This window comes from Ruegeria sp. CG8, from assembly GCF_056537165.1.
Map to the genome: position 1 here is coordinate 253,797 of NZ_JBQFRA010000002.1, position 15,798 is coordinate 269,594.

At 62.9% G+C, this 15,798-nt stretch carries 16 protein-coding genes; 9 read left to right on the forward strand and 7 right to left on the reverse strand.

What is annotated here, in order from left to right:
- Positions 1-118 precede the first annotated feature (118 nt).
- Genes ACR0EF_RS07225 through ACR0EF_RS07240 form a run of 4 tightly spaced genes read left to right on the forward strand, consistent with a single transcriptional unit; the run spans position 119 to position 3,300 of the window.
- A complete protein-coding gene (locus tag ACR0EF_RS07225) occupies positions 119-568 on the forward strand; it encodes a GNAT family N-acetyltransferase (protein WP_170363283.1) in 450 nt (149 codons plus the stop codon).
- On the forward strand, positions 565-1,914 hold the full coding sequence (locus tag ACR0EF_RS07230) for a DUF2927 domain-containing protein (RefSeq protein WP_170372383.1): 1,350 nt from the start codon (positions 565-567) through the stop codon (positions 1,912-1,914). Before ACR0EF_RS07225 ends, ACR0EF_RS07230 begins: the two co-directional genes overlap by 4 nt.
- Before the next feature lie 26 nt (positions 1,915-1,940).
- Positions 1,941-2,111: a hypothetical protein gene (locus tag ACR0EF_RS07235; protein WP_170338198.1), complete on the forward strand. Its 171-nt coding sequence runs from the start codon at positions 1,941-1,943 to the stop codon at positions 2,109-2,111.
- A 4-nt stretch (positions 2,112-2,115) separates the two neighbouring features.
- On the forward strand, positions 2,116-3,300 hold the full coding sequence (locus ACR0EF_RS07240) for a vWA domain-containing protein (RefSeq protein ID WP_170372381.1): 1,185 nt from the start codon (positions 2,116-2,118) through the stop codon (positions 3,298-3,300).
- Between the two features lie 19 nt (positions 3,301-3,319).
- On the opposite strand, the gene ACR0EF_RS07245 is transcribed toward ACR0EF_RS07240, so the two are convergent.
- Positions 3,320-4,804, reverse strand: coding sequence for an inorganic phosphate transporter (locus tag ACR0EF_RS07245; RefSeq protein ID WP_170338705.1), 1,485 nt, complete (start codon positions 4,802-4,804; stop codon positions 3,320-3,322).
- A 203-nt stretch (positions 4,805-5,007) separates the two neighbouring features.
- On the opposite strand from ACR0EF_RS07245, the gene ACR0EF_RS07250 reads away from it, so the two are divergent.
- On the forward strand, positions 5,008-5,694 hold the full coding sequence (locus ACR0EF_RS07250) for a M48 family metallopeptidase (protein WP_170370626.1): 687 nt from the start codon (positions 5,008-5,010) through the stop codon (positions 5,692-5,694).
- 52 nt (positions 5,695-5,746) lie between these two features.
- Here ACR0EF_RS07250 and ACR0EF_RS07255 read toward each other — a convergent pair whose 3' ends face one another.
- From ACR0EF_RS07255 to ACR0EF_RS07275, 5 genes are read right to left on the reverse strand one after another with little or no spacing between them, the layout of a single operon-like run.
- Positions 5,747-6,289 (reverse strand): RSP_2648 family PIN domain-containing protein, encoded by a 543-nt coding sequence (locus tag ACR0EF_RS07255; protein WP_170370627.1) that lies wholly within the window; start codon positions 6,287-6,289, stop codon positions 5,747-5,749.
- Positions 6,286-7,494: an RSP_2647 family RNA methyltransferase gene (locus tag ACR0EF_RS07260; protein WP_170370628.1), complete on the reverse strand. Its 1,209-nt coding sequence runs from the start codon at positions 7,492-7,494 to the stop codon at positions 6,286-6,288. The genes ACR0EF_RS07255 and ACR0EF_RS07260 overlap by 4 nt, the downstream gene beginning before the upstream one ends.
- 52 nt (positions 7,495-7,546) lie before the next feature.
- Positions 7,547-7,819 carry a hypothetical protein gene (locus ACR0EF_RS07265; RefSeq protein ID WP_170370629.1) on the reverse strand — a complete coding sequence of 91 codons (273 nt, stop codon included), beginning with the start codon at positions 7,817-7,819 and terminating at the stop codon, positions 7,547-7,549.
- Positions 7,806-10,598: a [protein-PII] uridylyltransferase family protein gene (locus ACR0EF_RS07270; protein ID WP_170372379.1), complete on the reverse strand. Its 2,793-nt coding sequence runs from the start codon at positions 10,596-10,598 to the stop codon at positions 7,806-7,808. The genes ACR0EF_RS07265 and ACR0EF_RS07270 overlap by 14 nt, the downstream gene beginning before the upstream one ends.
- Positions 10,599-10,611: 13 nt before the next feature.
- Positions 10,612-11,001: a nuclear transport factor 2 family protein gene (locus tag ACR0EF_RS07275; protein WP_170363276.1), complete on the reverse strand. Its 390-nt coding sequence runs from the start codon at positions 10,999-11,001 to the stop codon at positions 10,612-10,614.
- Positions 11,002-11,142: 141 nt separating this feature from the next.
- On the opposite strand from ACR0EF_RS07275, the gene ACR0EF_RS07280 reads away from it, so the two are divergent.
- The 4 genes from ACR0EF_RS07280 (at position 11,143) to ACR0EF_RS07295 (ending at position 13,355) form a co-directional block, all read left to right on the forward strand.
- On the forward strand, positions 11,143-11,562 hold the full coding sequence (locus tag ACR0EF_RS07280; protein WP_170338185.1) for a DUF2852 domain-containing protein: 420 nt from the start codon (positions 11,143-11,145) through the stop codon (positions 11,560-11,562).
- Positions 11,563-11,628: 66 nt separating this feature from the next.
- Complete coding sequence (locus ACR0EF_RS07285; protein ID WP_093962341.1) at positions 11,629-12,060, forward strand: RDD family protein; 432 nt, start codon at positions 11,629-11,631, stop codon at positions 12,058-12,060.
- Positions 12,061-12,134: 74 nt separating this feature from the next.
- A complete protein-coding gene (locus ACR0EF_RS07290; RefSeq protein WP_093962342.1) occupies positions 12,135-12,959 on the forward strand; it encodes an arginyltransferase in 825 nt (274 codons plus the stop codon).
- 6 nt (positions 12,960-12,965) lie between these two features.
- Positions 12,966-13,355, forward strand: coding sequence for a VOC family protein (locus ACR0EF_RS07295; RefSeq protein WP_170372377.1), 390 nt, complete (start codon positions 12,966-12,968; stop codon positions 13,353-13,355).
- 74 nt (positions 13,356-13,429) lie between these two features.
- Here ACR0EF_RS07295 and ACR0EF_RS07300 read toward each other — a convergent pair whose 3' ends face one another.
- Positions 13,430-15,784: a TRAP transporter large permease gene (locus tag ACR0EF_RS07300; protein ID WP_170358851.1), complete on the reverse strand. Its 2,355-nt coding sequence runs from the start codon at positions 15,782-15,784 to the stop codon at positions 13,430-13,432.
- Positions 15,785-15,798 lie beyond the last annotated feature (14 nt).

Here is a 15,798-nt window from a genome sequence, read left to right on the forward strand (position 1 = left end):
CCCATTCATGAATACTTGGTGATCACGGCTTGCCTTGCGGCAAGCCTGATGCCAGCATTGCTGCAACAAATATCAAAGAACACGACACCGAGCACGCTGTAGAGCAGGACCACCCCAATTGACCCAAGCGCCGCGCATTCGCCCCCTCAAGCCCGAAGACCGGCCGAGCTGGGACTTGTTGTGGCGGGCATATCTTGAATTCTACGAAACGGCCTTGCCCGACGAGGTCTACGACAGCACGTTTGCGCGCCTGCTGGGGGATGATCCGCAGGACTTTTCATGCCTTGTGGCCGAGTTGGACGGCGAATTGATCGGGCTGACCCACTTCCTGTTTCATCGCCATGCCTGGAAGATCGAAAACGTCTGCTATCTGCAGGATCTCTATGCCAGCCCGCATGTACGCGGCACCGGTGTCGGTCGGGCGTTGATCGAGGCCGTCTATGCCGAAGCCGATCGAAAAGGCGCGCCCGATGTCTACTGGCTGACGCAGGAGTTCAACCATACGGCGCGCCAGCTTTATGACCGCGTCGGCCAACTGACGCCTTTCCTCAAGTATCGGCGTCCATGAAACGTCTGGCCGGCATATTTCTTGGCTTTGTCCTTGCCGGATGCAGTTCGGTCGACCGGATTGAGTTGCCCGATGAAATCAAGATGACCGAGGCCGCGGCACCGGTGACTCAGGCTTTCGGCACGCCACGTCCTTTCCCGCCGGCCCGGTCGAATACGAACATCGCGGCGGATTTCGTGGACCTGCATTTCTCGCTGGAAAGCGGCACTGCCCTGCCGGTGTTCACACGGTTCGAGGGTCCGATCACAGTTCGGCTGACGGGCGCCCCTGCCCCCACGATGCGGTCCGACCTGACGCGTCTGCTGACCAGACTGCAGCGCGAAGCCCGGATCGACATCCGCCAGGTCAACGATGGGCAGGCCAACATCACGATCGAAGCAGTGACCCAACGCCAGATCCAGCGGCTTCTGCCGCAAGCCGCGTGTTTCGTTGTACCCAACGCGTCCAGCCTCGAGGAATACAACCGAGACAAGCGCAAGACCAAAAGCAGTTGGCGCGCACTGCGCAGCCGCGAGCGGCTGGCGATCTTCATTCCCAACGATGTCAGCCCCCAGGAAATGCGGGATTGCCTTCACGAAGAACTTGCACAGGCGATCGGGCCTCTGAACGACATGTACCGCCTGCCGGATTCGGTCTTCAACGACGATAATTTCCACACTGTCCTGACCGGGTTCGACATGCTGATCCTGCGCGCGACCTATGCGCCGGAACTACAGACCGGAATGACCCGGGAACAGGTGGCGCAGGTCATACCCGGGGTCATCGCCCGCCTGAATCCGCGCGGTGCCAATTTGCCCGTCCAGCCAATCTCGGAGACCCCGCGCGAATGGATCGACGCCGTGCAACTGGCGGTCGGCAAGGGCCGGGCCTCGCCGCGGCAAATGCGGGCCATCGACCGCGCGATGCGGATCGGCCGAGAGCAAGGTTGGACCGATCACCGCCGGGCGTACCCCCATTATCTGAAGGCCCGTTTGGGTGAATTCGACGCCCCTGAGGAAGCGCAGCGCGAATACGCCATAGCCCTGCAATACCTGCGCGCGACCCCCGGAACCGAGCTTCAGCGCGCGCATATCACGGTTCAGACGGCGGCCTATGCCCTGACCCAGGGGCGCGGCCCCGAAGCCCTGCCGGACCTCGACCGGGCCATCGCGACGATGACGCGGGCCGAAAACGCCTCGATGTTGGCGACGCTGCTGCTGCTGAAGGCCGAGGCCCTGAAGCAGGCCGGCAAACCCGAACAGGCACGCTCCGTCAGACTGGACAGTCTGGGGTGGGCGCGCTACGGGTTTGGCTCGGAATTGGTGGTCAGCTCGTTGATGCAGGACGTCGCGCTGGGGGCCCCGTAACATCGCAAAAGGCGGATGACGAACACATGCTAGTGGTTGTGGGAATGGCGGTCCTCGGGGCGGCTCTGGGCGCGCTGACGGCACGAAAACGCAAAGGCAGCGGCGCGGACATCGCCCAATATGCAGCCGGCTACGGCATTGCATTTGCATTGGCGGGACTGGCCATTTCGCTTGTTCTGGTGCGGGTGATAGGCTGAGCCGATGTTCATCCCCTTTTTCGAAAACCTCAGAAAAGCCGGTATCCCCGTTTCGTTGCGGGAATATCTGACGTTTCTCGAGGGGATGAAAAAGGGGCTGGCCACCTACGACATTGAGGCGTTCTATTACCTCGCCCGTGTCTCGATGGTGAAGGACGAGCGCAACATCGACAAGTTCGATCGCGCCTTTGCCGCCAGCTTCGAAGGGCTGTCCGAGATCACCTTCGATCAGGTGCTCGAGGCCGTGGACATCCCGGCCGAGTGGCTGGCCAAGATGACCGAGAAGCACCTGTCAGACGAGGAAAAGGCTGAGATCGAGGCGCTTGGCGGTTTCGACAAGCTGATGGAGACGCTGCGCGAGCGGCTGAAGGATCAGCAAGGCCGCCACCAGGGCGGCAACAAGTGGATCGGAACGGCGGGCACCTCGCCCTTCGGCGCTTACGGCTACAATCCCGAGGGCGTGCGCATCGGCCAGAAGGAAAGCCGCCACCAGCGTGCGGTCAAGGTCTGGGATAAGCGCGAGTTCCGCAATCTGGACGACACGGTCGAACTTGGCACCCGCAACATCAAGGTCGCGCTGAAACGCCTGCGCCGCTGGGCCCGTGAGGGCGCCGCCGAAGAACTGGACCTCGACGGCACCATCCGCGCCACGGCCGAGCACGGATACCTGGACGTCAAGACCCGGCCCGAACGGCACAATGCGGTCAAGGTGCTGCTGTTTCTCGATGTGGGCGGCTCGATGGACCCGCATATCAAGGTGGTCGAGGAATTGTTCTCGGCCGCGCGGTCCGAGTTCAAGCACCTGGAATATTTCTATTTCCACAACTGCCTGTACGAAGGCGTCTGGCGCGACAATCGCCGCCGGTGGGATGCGCAGACCCCCACGCATGAGGTGCTGCGGACCTACGGCCCCGACTACAAGTGCATCTTCGTAGGTGACGCGTCGATGTCGCCTTACGAGATCGCCTATCCCGGCGGCGCAAACGAGCACTGGAACGCCGAGGCCGGTCAGGTCTGGCTGCAGCGCGCGCGCGAACAGTGGACGTCAAACCTGTGGATCAACCCGGTGCCCGAGAAATACTGGGAATACACCCATTCCATCGGCATGATCCGCGAGATCTTCGAAGACCGGATGGTGCCGATGACGCTGGCCGGGTTGGAACGCGGCATGCGCGAGCTGACGCGATAGCGCCAGCCCGGTTTTGTTTTTATCCGGCGATTGCCTGAATCCCCAAGAACAGTAGACCCGAAAGCAGGGCCGCTGCAGGCACGGTGATCACCCAGGCCGCGATGATCGTCAGGAAGTGCGACCGACGCACCAGCTTGCGGCGGCGGCGCTCTTCGGGGGCAAGCACCGGGCGTTCCGGCACGGCGCCGCGTGCCTTGATCAGGCGTCGCTCGGCGTCCCATTCCCGGAAGAACCCGACACCGAACACTGCGCCCACGGCGATGTGGGTCGAACTGACCGGCAGGCCAAGCCAGCTGGCCACGATCACGGTGATCGCCGCCGACAGCGCCACGCAATAGGCGCGCATCGGGTTCAGCTTGGTGATCTGGCTGCCGACAACCCGGATCAGCTTGGGCCCGAACAGGAACAGGCCGAACGAGATACCGAAGGCGCCGATGATCATGACCCAGGGCGGAATGCTCACCGCATGGGTGAAATCACCCATTGCCGAAGCCTGAACGATGGCGGCCAGAGGCCCGACGGCATTGGCCACGTCATTGGCCCCATGCGCAAAGCTGAGCAGCGCCGCTGAAATGATCAGCGGGATGCCGAACAGGATCTTCAGCGACTTGTTGCGGTTCTCCAGCCCCTCGGCCTGACGGCGAATGACCGGGATCGTCACCATCCAGATCAGCACTCCGCTGACCAGACCGATCACAAGAGCCGTCTGCAGGTTGATCTTGAACAGATGTTTCAGGCCCTTCAGCGCAAGGTACGAGGCAAACGCCCCGGCCATGATGCCGACCAGAACCGGAACCCATTTGCGCGCAGCGGCGATCTTGTCGTCCTGGTAGATGATCCGCGCCTTGATGAACCACAGGAACCCGGCGGCGATGATGCCGCCCAGAAGCGGCGAGATGACCCAGCTTGCAGCGATCTGGCTCATCTTGACCCAGCTGACCGCGCCGAACCCCGCCGCCGCGATCCCTGCCCCCATGACGCCCCCCACGACCGAATGCGTGGTCGAGACCGGAGCGCCGACCCAGGTGGCCAGGTTGATCCAAAGCGCAGCAGACAACAGCGCGGCCATCATGGCCCAGATGAAGACGGTTGCCGTTCCCATGCTTTCGGTATTGATGATGCCCTTAGCGATGGTCGAGACCACGTCGCCACCCGCGATCAGGGCGCCGGCGCTTTCGAAAATTGCTGCAATCGCGATGGCGCCGCCCATGGTCAGGGTGTTCGCGCCCACCGCCGGGGCCATGTTGTTGGCCACATCGTTCGCCCCGATGTTGAGCGCCATGTAGGCTCCGAACATGGCCGCGATCACGACGATCATCGTGTTGCTGGCCTGTCCGAACAACAATGCAGCCGTGATCCCGGCGATCACAATGAACACGAAGGCGATGCCCGATCCGACGAACGGCCGCCCGACCTGCGCCGTTGCAACCTCGAGGCGGGAAAACCTCCGCAGGTCACGATCCAGTGTTTCAAGGTGCCGGGCTTCTAAATCATTGTTGGCCATTTGTCCCTCTTGCATAGCGCGCGCTCGCACAGCGTGCGCCGTGCCCTAGAAGGCTTTTACCTTCATTTCAACCTTTGAAATATGAAAACTGCGATCTGACGCCGCGCGATTTCCGTCTCACGAACTGCCCCAAGTCACCCATGTTGCCCGAAAGTGATGAGGAACGACTTGCCCCCGCATCCCGATCCGCCCATATCTGAGATATGTTGCGTCTGACCCCAATTCTGCTGGCGATCGCCTATGCCATTGTGATGTATCGGATTTCCGTCTGGCGCACCCATCGCGAGCTGGATGCGAAGTCGACCGAGCTGGCCGATCCCGAGTTAAAGCGGATGACCGACCGCCTGGCCGCCGCCTTGGATGTGGCGCGCGTGCCGGTCTATATCTACGAAATCGACCCGGTGAACGGGCTGGCCGCGCCGGACGGGCGCATCTTCATCACCCGTGGATTCTATCGCAAGTTCCGCAACGGCGAGGTTTCGGCCGAGGAGATGGCCAGCGTCATCGCGCATGAACTGGGCCATGTGGCGCTGGGCCACGCCCGGCGGCGGATGATCGATTTTTCCGGTCAGAACGCGATGCGGGCGGCGCTGATGATGCTGCTCAACCGGTTCATTCCCTTCATCGGCGCGTGGATCGCAAATGCGCTGACCGCGCTGCTGGCCTCGCGCCTGTCGCGGGCGGACGAGTACGAGGCGGACGAATACGCAGCCGCCCTGCTGACCAAGGCCGGAATCGGGATCGGGCCGCAGATATCCCTGTTTCACAAGTTAGAGGATCTCACCCAGCAGCGGGCGGGCGTGGTTCCGGCCTGGCTGATGAGCCATCCCAAGACGGACGAGCGGATCGCCGCGCTGGAGGCCCTTGAGCAGCGTTGGGAGCGTGGCTGAGAAGCAGGATGCGGAGGCCACCCTCTCGCGATATTTGGAGCCAGGGGAAGAGTCAGGCCGCCAAAGCCTTGCCGAGACGCGGCAGGCGGGCTTTTTTCATCAATGCGCGCAGAGTCCATCTGTCGCCCGACAGGCGGTTGGCTTCGGTCAGAACCGATTGAGCCACCCGTTCGACACTGGTCGGATCATTCTGCCAGATGCCGTGAAGGAAGCTGTCGGGATCGATACGTGCAAGGCCCTCTTCCGCCAAAATATTCCTTGGAAAGTCTTTGGCATTCACGGTGATGATCGTATCGGCCGAAGCGGCGACCGCGGTGGCCAGCACATGCGTGTCGGCCGGATCGGGAAGCCAGAGGCGCTGTTCGAGGCCGGGTGCCTCGGGGCGTTCGGCCTGTGGCCAATGTGCCTGCACCAAAGCGATTTCGGCCCGGGCCTGTGCCTCGCCCTCGGGGCCGAGTTTGCGGGCGGCGCGGGCCCATTCTTCGAGGATGCGAGCCGACCAGAGCGGGGTGAAATGGCCCCGCGCGGCTACGCCCAGCAGCATCTCGCGCATCACCGTCGGGTAGATGACGCAGGTGTCGAGAACCGCCTTCACAGCCGGTAGAACACGGATTTCAGATAGCCGCTCTCGGCCAGTTGCGGCAGTTGCGGATGGTCTGGTCCGGCAAAGCCGGTGTGGATCATCTGCGCCTGACGCCCGGCCCGGCCGATGCCGCGGGCGCAGGCCTCGCGAAAACGGGTCAGGTCGGCGGCATGCGAGCAGGAACACAGGCCCAGATACCCCCCCGGTTTGACAAGCGGCGCGGCCAGACGGGCGATCCGCTCATAGGCCCGCAGCCCGGCATCCAGCGCCTGTCTCGACGGCGCAAAGGCCGGCGGATCGCAGATGACCACGTCGAACTGCGCACCGTCCTCACCCAGCTGGGTCAGAACGTCGAAAGCATCGCCCTGTCGGGTTTCAAAGCGGTCACCGAAGCCCGATGCGGCGGCACCCTGCTCGGCTAGGGTTAGCGCAGCAGCCGAGCCATCGACTGACAGCGCGTGGTCGGCCCCACCGGCCAGCATGGCCAGGCCAAACCCGCCCACGTGGCTGAACACGTCCAGCACATGCGCACCGGGGCCCGCCAGCCGGGCAGCAAAGGCGTGGTTGGGGCGCTGGTCGTAGAACAGCCCGGTTTTCTGGCCCCCGGTCAGGTCGGCCATGTAAGTTGCGCCGTTCATCGGAACGGGCAGCGGGGCATCGGGCGCGGTGCCGCGCAGGGTCTGGCTCACGTCATCCAGACCTTCCAGCCCGCGGGTGCGGCCCGAGGCGTTCTTGAGCACGGTCGTCACCCCCGTCACCGATACCAGCGCGTCGGTCAGAAGGTCCAGGTGCGCTTCGGCCCAGGCGGCGTTGGGCTGGATCACGCAGGCGTCTCCGAACCGGTCAATGATGACACCGGGAAAACCGTCGGCCTCGGCATGGACCAGCCGGTAGAAGGGCGCATCGAACAGCCGTTCGCGCAGGTCGAGCGCGCGGCGCAGGCGGGTTTCGAACCACCCGGCATCCAGCTGCGCCGACAGGTCGCGATCCAACACCCGGCACATGATCTTGGAATCCGGGTTCACTGCCACCAACGCGATCGGGGCGCGTTTGTCATCCTCAAGCACGGCCAGCACACCAGGCGCGATCTTGCGGGTGCGCCGGTCGGTGACGATGTCATTGGCATAGACCCAGGGAAAGCCGTGGCGCAGACCGCGCGCGTTGGCTTTGGGTTTCAAACGGATTCTGGGGCGGTCGGGCATGTCGGCTTGGGTCATGGCGCCCTCATAGTCGCGATTGCGCGGGCAGAAAAGCCCCTCTGGCGATCCGTCAGCGTTGGCGCGCCCGCCAGCCGCCGCGCCTGCGCGGAGCCTGCGCGGTGTCCAGCCCTTCGCGCAGAACCTGTGTCATGGGATGGTCGGCATCCTGTGCGGTATAGACAGCATGCAACTCGGTCAGCGTCTGCTTCTGGTCGCGCCCGTCCGGAAGGCTGAGCGCCCAGTCCAAAAAGATGCTGCGACACTCGGGCAGCGTGATTCCGTCGATGCGATAGGCCTCGCGGATCAGGCCCTTGGGGTCGTTCGGGTCGTCACTGCGCGCCATCCGCACTCTCCTCGATCACCGCGCCGATCACTTCGGCTGCGGCAGCATAGCTGTCTTGCAAGGTGGACTGTAACTGCTCGACCTGCTCGAATCCGGTCGCCCGACACAGAAAGGCCGTGCCCCCCTGCCCGATCTTGTCGGCCTCGATCACCTTGCCCGACAGTAGCCGCGCCGCGCATTGCACCGACCAGCATAGGTCATATGCGTCCTTCAACACCTGCGCCTGAGCGACATCCAAGAGACCCGCAGCGACCGCTCCGTCCAAGCCCGAGTCGACGTCGCGCTGTGGCGCTCCGGACAACAGTGCGCCGGTTTCGGCCATCAGTTCGATATCCAGCAGACGGCCGGGGCCGTTCTTGACATCCCAGACACCGGCGGGCGATTTCGCGGCCGCGAGGCGTGCGCGCATGTCGGACACTTCGCGCAGGACCTGATCCTTGTCGCGCGGGCGAGACAGGAATTGCGTGCGGAAAGCTTCGAAATCGTCTGCCAGATCCGTGTTGCCTGCGACTGCACGCGCGCGGGTCAAGGCCAGATGCTCCCAAACCCAGGCTTCCTCTTGTTGGTAATGAGTGAAGCTGGCCCAGCTTGTGGCGACTGGCCCCTGATTGCCGGACGGCCGCAGTCGCATGTCGACCTCGTACAACCGTCCTTGCGCCATCGGTGCCGACAGGGCGGTAATCAGCGCCTGTGTAAAGCGCGCATAGTAGGTTCGCGTGGCCAGTGGCTTGGGGCCGTCGGACATGTCCACCGCTTGCGGGTCGTAGATCACGATCATGTCCAGATCGGATTGCGAGTTCAGCCGAGCGGCCCCCAACGACCCCATGCCCAGCACCACAGCGCCACGCCCTGGGGGGGAGCCGTGCTTCTGCGCAAACTGCCGCTCTACGCAGGGTAAGATCGCGGCGATGACAACCTGCGCGAGGTCCGCGTATTGCCGCCCGGCCTGCAATCCGTCGATCAGACCGCGCAGGTGGTGCACACCGATACGGAAATGCCATTCCTTGCACCAGCGCCGCGCCAGATCCAGCTGCGTTTCATAGTCCGACTCAGCCGCCAGCGCGTGGGACAGTTCAGCCTGCAAGGCGGACTGACCGGGCCAATCGGCAAAGAAGCTGCCACCGATCACCGCGTCGAACACCTGCGCATTGCGCGACAGGTGCGCGGCCAGTGCATGCGAGGTTCCGACGATGTCGACCAGCAGGTCGATCAGATGCGGGTTGGCTTCGAACAGCGAAAACAGCTGCACACCAGCGGGCAATCCGGCCAGAAACCCATCCAGCGCCAGCAGCGCCTCGTCGGGACGGGCGGTCTTGGCCAGCCGGGCCAGCAATTCGGGTTTGAGCCGCTCGAAAATGCGCGCGCCCCGTTGCGAACGCAGCGCGGGATAGGTTGTCCACCGGGCCAGAACGCCGGCGTCGAACTCAACCGGGGGCGCTGCGGTCGGCGCGGGGCCGGCGCCGGGCGCGAAAAAGCCCTCGGTCAGCTCGTGCACCTCGGTCAGGCGGCGTGTCAGATCGGCTGTCAGGTCGGCGCTGGTGGTGCCCATCAGGCAGGCGATGCGCTCGATCCCGTCGGACGACTGCGGCACCTTGTGGGTCTGCGCGTCATGCACCATCTGGATGCGGTGCTCGACCTCGCGATGTGCGCGGTAATGGTCGGTCAACTTGTCGGCCACGTCCTGCGGCACCCAGTCCTTGGCTGCCAGCGCGGCCAGTCCCGGCACCGTGCCGCGCACGCGCAGGTCGGGGTCGCGGCCCCCGGCAATCAACTGCCGCGTCTGGGTAAAGAACTCGATTTCGCGAATGCCGCCCTGCCCCAGCTTCATGTCATGGCCGGGGATCGTCAGAGCCCCCCCGGTGCCCTTGTTCTCGCGGATGCGCAGGCGCATGTCGTGAGCGTCCTGGATGGCGGCGAAATCCAGATGGCGGCGCCAGACAAAGGGCCGCAGGGTCTCCAGAAACCGCTGCCCGGCGGCGATGTCACCGGCGCAAGGGCGGGCCTTGATATAGGCTGCACGCTCCCATGTGCGGCCTAGGCTTTCGTAATAGCGCTCGGCCGCCTCGGTCGCCATGCAGACGGGGGTGACCGCAGGATCGGGGCGCAGGCGCAGATCGGTGCGGAACACGTACCCATCGGCCGTCTTGTCGCTGAGCGTAGCGCAGAAATTGCGCGTGGCCCGCACCATGCCCTGCCGCGCCTCATAGAAATCGTCGGGATCGTACCGGGTTTCGTCGAACAGCACGATCAGGTCGATATCCGAGCTGTAGTTCAGTTCGTGCGCACCCATCTTGCCCATCGCCAGGATCACCATCCCCGCGGCGGTTTCGACGTCGTCTTCGGTCATGCCGGGCAGCTTCTTGCGCCGGATCAGCGCCGCGATCTCGGCCTTGGCCGCGATGTCCACGGCAAGCGCCGCAAAGTCGGTCAGTGCCGTCGTGACCTGCTCGAGGTTCCAAGCTCCGGAAAGGTCGGCCAGGGCCGTCAGCAAGGCAAGCCGATGCTTGGCCTGCCTCAGGCCCGGTTTCAACTGGTCAGGAGCCAGCGCGCGTGCGTCGTCCATGATCTGCGCAAAGCCGTGCTGCGGCCGATCCAGCGCCGGGGCCAGCCAATTGCGCTCACGGTCGATCAAGCTCTTGAGGTACGGGCTGCTGCCTGCGGCACCGGTCACCAGCTCGGACTGATCAGCGGTCAGATCCGGCACTGCGGCGCAGGCTTCTCGCCCCAATTCGGGGTCGTAGGGACGCGGGACGCGTTGGATGGTAAGATTGTCGGTCATGGGCGAATTCCGGTCAGTTAACGTCGACTGGAGTGTCCTGGCTGAAGGTATTGATCCAGCCATCATCCCGGCGTTCCCACAACGATGAGATCAGCATCGCCTCGCGCGCGGACGCACCCGGCCGCTGATAGTCCGCCCGGTAGGACAACAGGACGATATCCGATGTCAAAACGCGCAGTTGCGCCGCGCTCAACTCATATGACTCCATGGTCGGGCTGTCTGCGAACTGACCCACATGATCGTCACGATTGGCGAAACCGGATGGGTATACGCCCAGAAAATCGGCGCTCAGCAACGCCCGGTCCGCCTGCGCATCACCCTCGACCAAAGCGGTCCAGACCTGTTGCTCCAGGTTCAGGATTTCTTCAAGCGTCGGGGCGGGCTTGTCGTTGTGCGTGTTCATGCCCGCACGTTGCGCAGGATCAGAACTGCCGTCAACCGGGGCACTTAATGTAAATCTTTTTCACATCACCCCTTGCATCCGGGCCGGGCCACCCCATCTAGATCAATGTGAACACAATTTACATCAACCTGGAGAGCCCAAATGACCGCATTGTCCGAACACGCCGTCCCCCGCAACCCGGGATGGTTGCACCGTGCAGAGGCCTGGCTTGACGACAAGGGCAAAGGCGCCTGGATCGCTGCCATGGTCCTTGGTTTCATCTTCTTCTGGCCCGTCGGCCTGGCCCTTCTGGCCTATATGATCTGGAGCAAACGCATGTTCAGCAAATCCTGCAGCCGCCGCCATTCCTGGCACAGCCACATGAGCGCGATGAAGCCCTCGGGCAACAGCGCATTCGACGCCTACAAGGCCGACACGCTGGCCCGCCTGGAACGGGAACAACAGGATTTCGAAGCCTTCCTGCACCGCCTGCGCGAAGCCAAGGACAAGGCCGAGTTCGACCAGTTCATGAACGAACGCGCTCAGGAGAATACGGCGGACGACAAGGACGAAACCGCCTGATACCCTACCGCCCTGCCCCTCTCTGCGGGACAGGGCAAACCTCAACAACCGACTGGAAATTCCTTCATGTCTCATCTGCCCGACCCGGATCGTCAGCCGGACTTCTACAAATCCGTTGCGATCAAACGCTTCTTCGCGTGGCTGTTCGATATCGCCTTTATTTCGCTGCTGTGCACGGTTGCCATTCTGCTGACCTTCGGCATGGGCCTGTTCGTCATCGCGCTGATCTATGCGGTCGTCAGTTTCATCTACCGAGTCGTCACCATCGCAAACGGGTCTGCCACGCTGGGCATGCGCTTTATGGGGATTGAGCTGCGCGACGCATTTGGCGAACGTATGGATACCGGCAAGGCCGTCGCGCATACAGCCGGTTACTTTGTCAGCATGGCGTTTCCGATCCTGCAGATCATCTCGGTCATCATGATGCTGACCAGTGCCCGCAACCAGGGCCTGACCGATGCCTTCCTCGGCACCGTAATGCTGAACCAGCGCGCCTGACACGGCCCGTTTCTGGGACTTGGCGACCCCAGAAACGGTTGCTATCATCGGCCCCGAGGAAACACGGGGCCTTCATGCGACACACGCTGCCGATTGCGCCGCAGTTCTATGTGACTGCACCACAGCCCTGCCCTTATCTCGAGGGCAGGATCGAGCGTAAGCTGTTCACCGCCCTTCAGGGCGAAGGCGCGGATCAGCTGAACAACTCTCTGTCGCAGCAGGGTTTTCGCCGGTCTCAAAACGTACTTTATAGGCCTTCCTGCACCGATTGTGCGGCCTGCCTGTCGGCCCGGATCGACGTCTCGGCATTTTCTCCGACCAAAAGCCAGAAACGCGCGGCGCGGCGCAATGCGCATCTTCAGCGACGCGCGACCTCACCTTGGGCCACCGACGACCAGTACGAGCTGTTTCGGCGGTACCTGGACACACGGCACGCTGATGGCGGCATGGCGGATATGGACGTGTTCGAATTCGCAGCGATGATCGAGGAGACTCCGATCCGCAGCCGCGTCGTTGAATATGCCGACCCCAAGACCGGAAACCTGATCGCCGTCAGCCTGACCGATGTTCTGGATGACGGGTTGAGCATGGTCTATTCCTTCTATGATCCGAACCAGCCGCAAAGCTCACTGGGAACCTATATGATCCTCGATCATATCGACATCGCGCGCGAGGCCGGGCTGCCCTATGTTTATCTGGGCTATTGGGTCCCCGGCAGCCCCAAGATGGGCTACAAGGTGAAATTCGCCGGGCTCGAGGTCTATGTCAAAGGCGGGTGGCAGCGTGTGGACGACCCGGAGGCGTTCACCGACTCAACGCATCACCCGCTTTCGACTGCTCCGATTGCCGAGCAGGTCGCGAATATCCAACTTCCCGATCGCCACCCTACCAAAGGTTGAATTCCGATGCAGCAAGGTTTGCACGCCGTCACCTTGGTGGTGCCGGACTATGATGACGCGATCGCGTTCTACACCAAGACGCTTCGGTTCCGGCTGACCCAGGAAATCGATCTGGGCGAAGGCAAACGATGGGTTTTGGTTACGCCCCCCGGCAGCGATGGGGCAGCTCTGCTGTTGGCCAAGGCTGACGGAGACAGCCAACGGGCCGCAATCGGTAATCAGACCGGAGGTCGTGTCGGGTTTTTCCTCAGAACCGATGATTTCGCCCGCGATCACGCAGACATGCTGGCCAACGGGGTCCGGTTCGAGGAAGAGCCCCGCCACGAACCCTATGGCATCGTTGCCGTCTGGCAGGATCCGTTCGGGAACCGTTGGGACCTGATCCAGTTCACCTGACAACCGGCGTCAGCCGGGACCAAAGCAAAGGGGGCCTCGCGGCCCCCTTTTCAGTTTGACAACGCCATCACCGATCAGTTCGGGATCAGGTCCGGCACGATCGTCACGATCGACGGGAAGAACCACAGGATTCCGATGCCAACCACCTGGATCAGCACGAAGGGGATGATCCCGCGGTAGATATGGCCCGTCGTTACCTCTTTCGGCGCCACGCCGCGCAGATAGAACAGCGCGAAGCCAAATGGCGGCGTCAAGAACGAGGTCTGCAGGTTCACCGCCACCATGATCGTCACCCATTTCGGGTCGAACGACCCGCCATAGATCACCGGACCCACGATCGGGATCACGATGTAGATGATCTCGAGGAAGTCCAGCACGAAGCCCAGGATGAACAGCACCAGCATCACGATCAGGAAGACCGTGAACTCGTTGTCAAAGCTCTTGAGGAACTGCTGGATATAGTGTTCCCCGCCGAACGAGATCACCACCAGGTTCAGCAGCTGCGATCCGATCAGGATGGTGAAGACCATCGAGGTCACCTTGGCGGTTTCCCGCACCACCGGTGTCAGAACACCGCTGGCATACAGCACCCAGCAGGCGAACAGCAGGCCGAACAGCGCATAGAGGTAGGTGGCATAGGCCAGGATGAACGCAATCCAGGTCTCGACGCTTACATCGCCTTGGTTCACGCGGAGGTCAAAGTTGACACCCAGCAGAAGGCAGATGATGACAGCGAAGGTGGACCAGATGATCACTTTGCCCGACCGTCCCTGATCCTGCAGTTTGCGATAGGCCGCCAGCATGATGGCCCCGCCTGCCCCCAGCGCTGCTGCCGGAGTCGGGTTGGTCACACCACCCAGGATCGATCCAAGTACCGCGATGATCAGAACCAGCGGCGGGAATACCACGCGGATCAGATCATTGGTCGCACAGCGCGCCGCCGCTTCCTTGCAGCCATACATGGCAAGCCCGAAAGGCAGCGCCAGCAGCAGGAAGGTGGCCCCCGACGAGGTGGTCGGCGCAATCAGCAGCACATCGACCAGCAGCATCAGGATCAGCCCGATTGCACCCACGATCAGCGGCTGCGGCGATCGCGAGGGCGCGATGCCGCGACCCAGAACCAGCGTCAGACCCAGCAGTACGACCATGACCGCAACACCGGTGCCGATCGGGGCGGCAGCCGCAATCTTGGCTTCACGGGCCGAGGCCAGTTCTTCTTCGCTCAGCCGTTGCGCTTCGGTTGCGCCACCGGCAGCATCGATGGCTTCCTGCTCGGCCACGGCCTTGTCCCAGGCCGCCTGGCCGTGCAGGTCGATCATCGAGGCCTTGCACTCCTCGGACACGTTGGTGCGCAGCGAGGCTGCCTCACCGATGTCCGAGAAGCCGGAAACCGTGATATTCTGGCTGCCAATGACACCGGCGCTTCCCAGCAGAACTGCGCCCACGATCAGTGCGACCGGGGCACCCAGCAGCCAGGTCAGGCCTTCCGAGCGGGTGATGGTCTCGCCGCTGCCGCCTGACAGTTCGACCGCAGGTGCCTTGTGCGGGTTGAGCAGCGCGTAGCCAAAGGCATAAAGCGCATAGAGCAGCGCCAGCATGATCCCCGGCAGCAGCGCCGCCTGGAAGAGCGTCCCCACCGAAACCACGGCCGGCTCGCCCAGATAGGTCAGCGCGTCGGTACAGCCCGCTTCGACTGCGCGGGTCTCCTGCGCCGTCGAATACAGGTCACCCGCCAGCGTGCCCAGCAGAACGATCACGATCGAGGGCGGTATGATCTGCCCCAGCGTGCCCGAGGCCGCGATCACACCCGTCGCCAGCTCTGGCGAGTAGTTGTTGCGCAGCATGGTTGGCAAGGCCAGCAAGCCCATCGTCACCACGGTCGCGCCCACAATCCCGGTCGAAGCTGCAAGGAATGCCCCCACAACCACGATCGACACCGCCAGACCACCCGGCAGCGGGCCAAAGACGCGCGCCATCGTGGTCAGCAGATCGTTGGCGATTTTCGAGCGTTCCAGCGTGATGCCCATCAGCACGAACATCAGCACCGCCAGCAGAGTCTCGATCGACTGACCGGCCAGAACTCGTTCGTTGATACGGTTCACGATGAAGGACACGTTGCGGTCCAACGCGGTTTCCCAACCCTGAACAAAGACCGGCTCGGCGATCCTTGGCAGGTCCGGGTATCGGAACACGGATATCACATCGGGTTTCACACCCGAGTTCACGATGTCCCGATAGGCTTGCGAGCTTGTGTCGATCGCCTGGTGGATCAACAATCCGGCGCTGTCCAGCGCGGCGATGATCCCGAAAGAGATGATGCCGGCCCCGCCGATGGCAAACGCCACCGGAAAGCCGCTGAGAATTCCACCAAACAGGCAGAGGAATACGATAATGAGGCCTATCTCGACGCCATCAAGTCCGAATAGCATTGTCTTGGTCTCCG

What these genes read in the sequence shown, in the direction of transcription:
- ACR0EF_RS07230 (WP_170372383.1), top strand. Translation starts at nt 565, where the DNA reads ATGAAACGTCTGGCCGGCATATTTCTTGGCTTTGTCCTTGCCGGATGC.
- ACR0EF_RS07235 (WP_170338198.1), top strand. Translation starts at nt 1,941, where the DNA reads ATGCTAGTGGTTGTGGGAATGGCGGTCCTCGGGGCGGCTCTGGGCGCG.
- ACR0EF_RS07240 (WP_170372381.1), top strand. Translation starts at nt 2,116, where the DNA reads ATGTTCATCCCCTTTTTCGAAAACCTCAGAAAAGCCGGTATCCCCGTT.
- ACR0EF_RS07245 (WP_170338705.1), bottom strand. Translation starts at nt 4,804, where the DNA reads ATGGCCAACAATGATTTAGAAGCCCGGCACCTTGAAACACTGGATCGT.
- ACR0EF_RS07250 (WP_170370626.1), top strand. Translation starts at nt 5,008, where the DNA reads ATGTTGCGTCTGACCCCAATTCTGCTGGCGATCGCCTATGCCATTGTG.
- ACR0EF_RS07260 (WP_170370628.1), bottom strand. Translation starts at nt 7,494, where the DNA reads ATGACCCAAGCCGACATGCCCGACCGCCCCAGAATCCGTTTGAAACCC.
- ACR0EF_RS07265 (WP_170370629.1), bottom strand. Translation starts at nt 7,819, where the DNA reads ATGGCGCGCAGTGACGACCCGAACGACCCCAAGGGCCTGATCCGCGAG.
- ACR0EF_RS07270 (WP_170372379.1), bottom strand. Translation starts at nt 10,598, where the DNA reads ATGACCGACAATCTTACCATCCAACGCGTCCCGCGTCCCTACGACCCC.
- ACR0EF_RS07275 (WP_170363276.1), bottom strand. Translation starts at nt 11,001, where the DNA reads ATGAACACGCACAACGACAAGCCCGCCCCGACGCTTGAAGAAATCCTG.
- ACR0EF_RS07280 (WP_170338185.1), top strand. Translation starts at nt 11,143, where the DNA reads ATGACCGCATTGTCCGAACACGCCGTCCCCCGCAACCCGGGATGGTTG.
- ACR0EF_RS07285 (WP_093962341.1), top strand. Translation starts at nt 11,629, where the DNA reads ATGTCTCATCTGCCCGACCCGGATCGTCAGCCGGACTTCTACAAATCC.
- ACR0EF_RS07290 (WP_093962342.1), top strand. Translation starts at nt 12,135, where the DNA reads ATGCGACACACGCTGCCGATTGCGCCGCAGTTCTATGTGACTGCACCA.
- ACR0EF_RS07295 (WP_170372377.1), top strand. Translation starts at nt 12,966, where the DNA reads ATGCAGCAAGGTTTGCACGCCGTCACCTTGGTGGTGCCGGACTATGAT.
- ACR0EF_RS07300 (WP_170358851.1), bottom strand. Translation starts at nt 15,784, where the DNA reads ATGCTATTCGGACTTGATGGCGTCGAGATAGGCCTCATTATCGTATTC.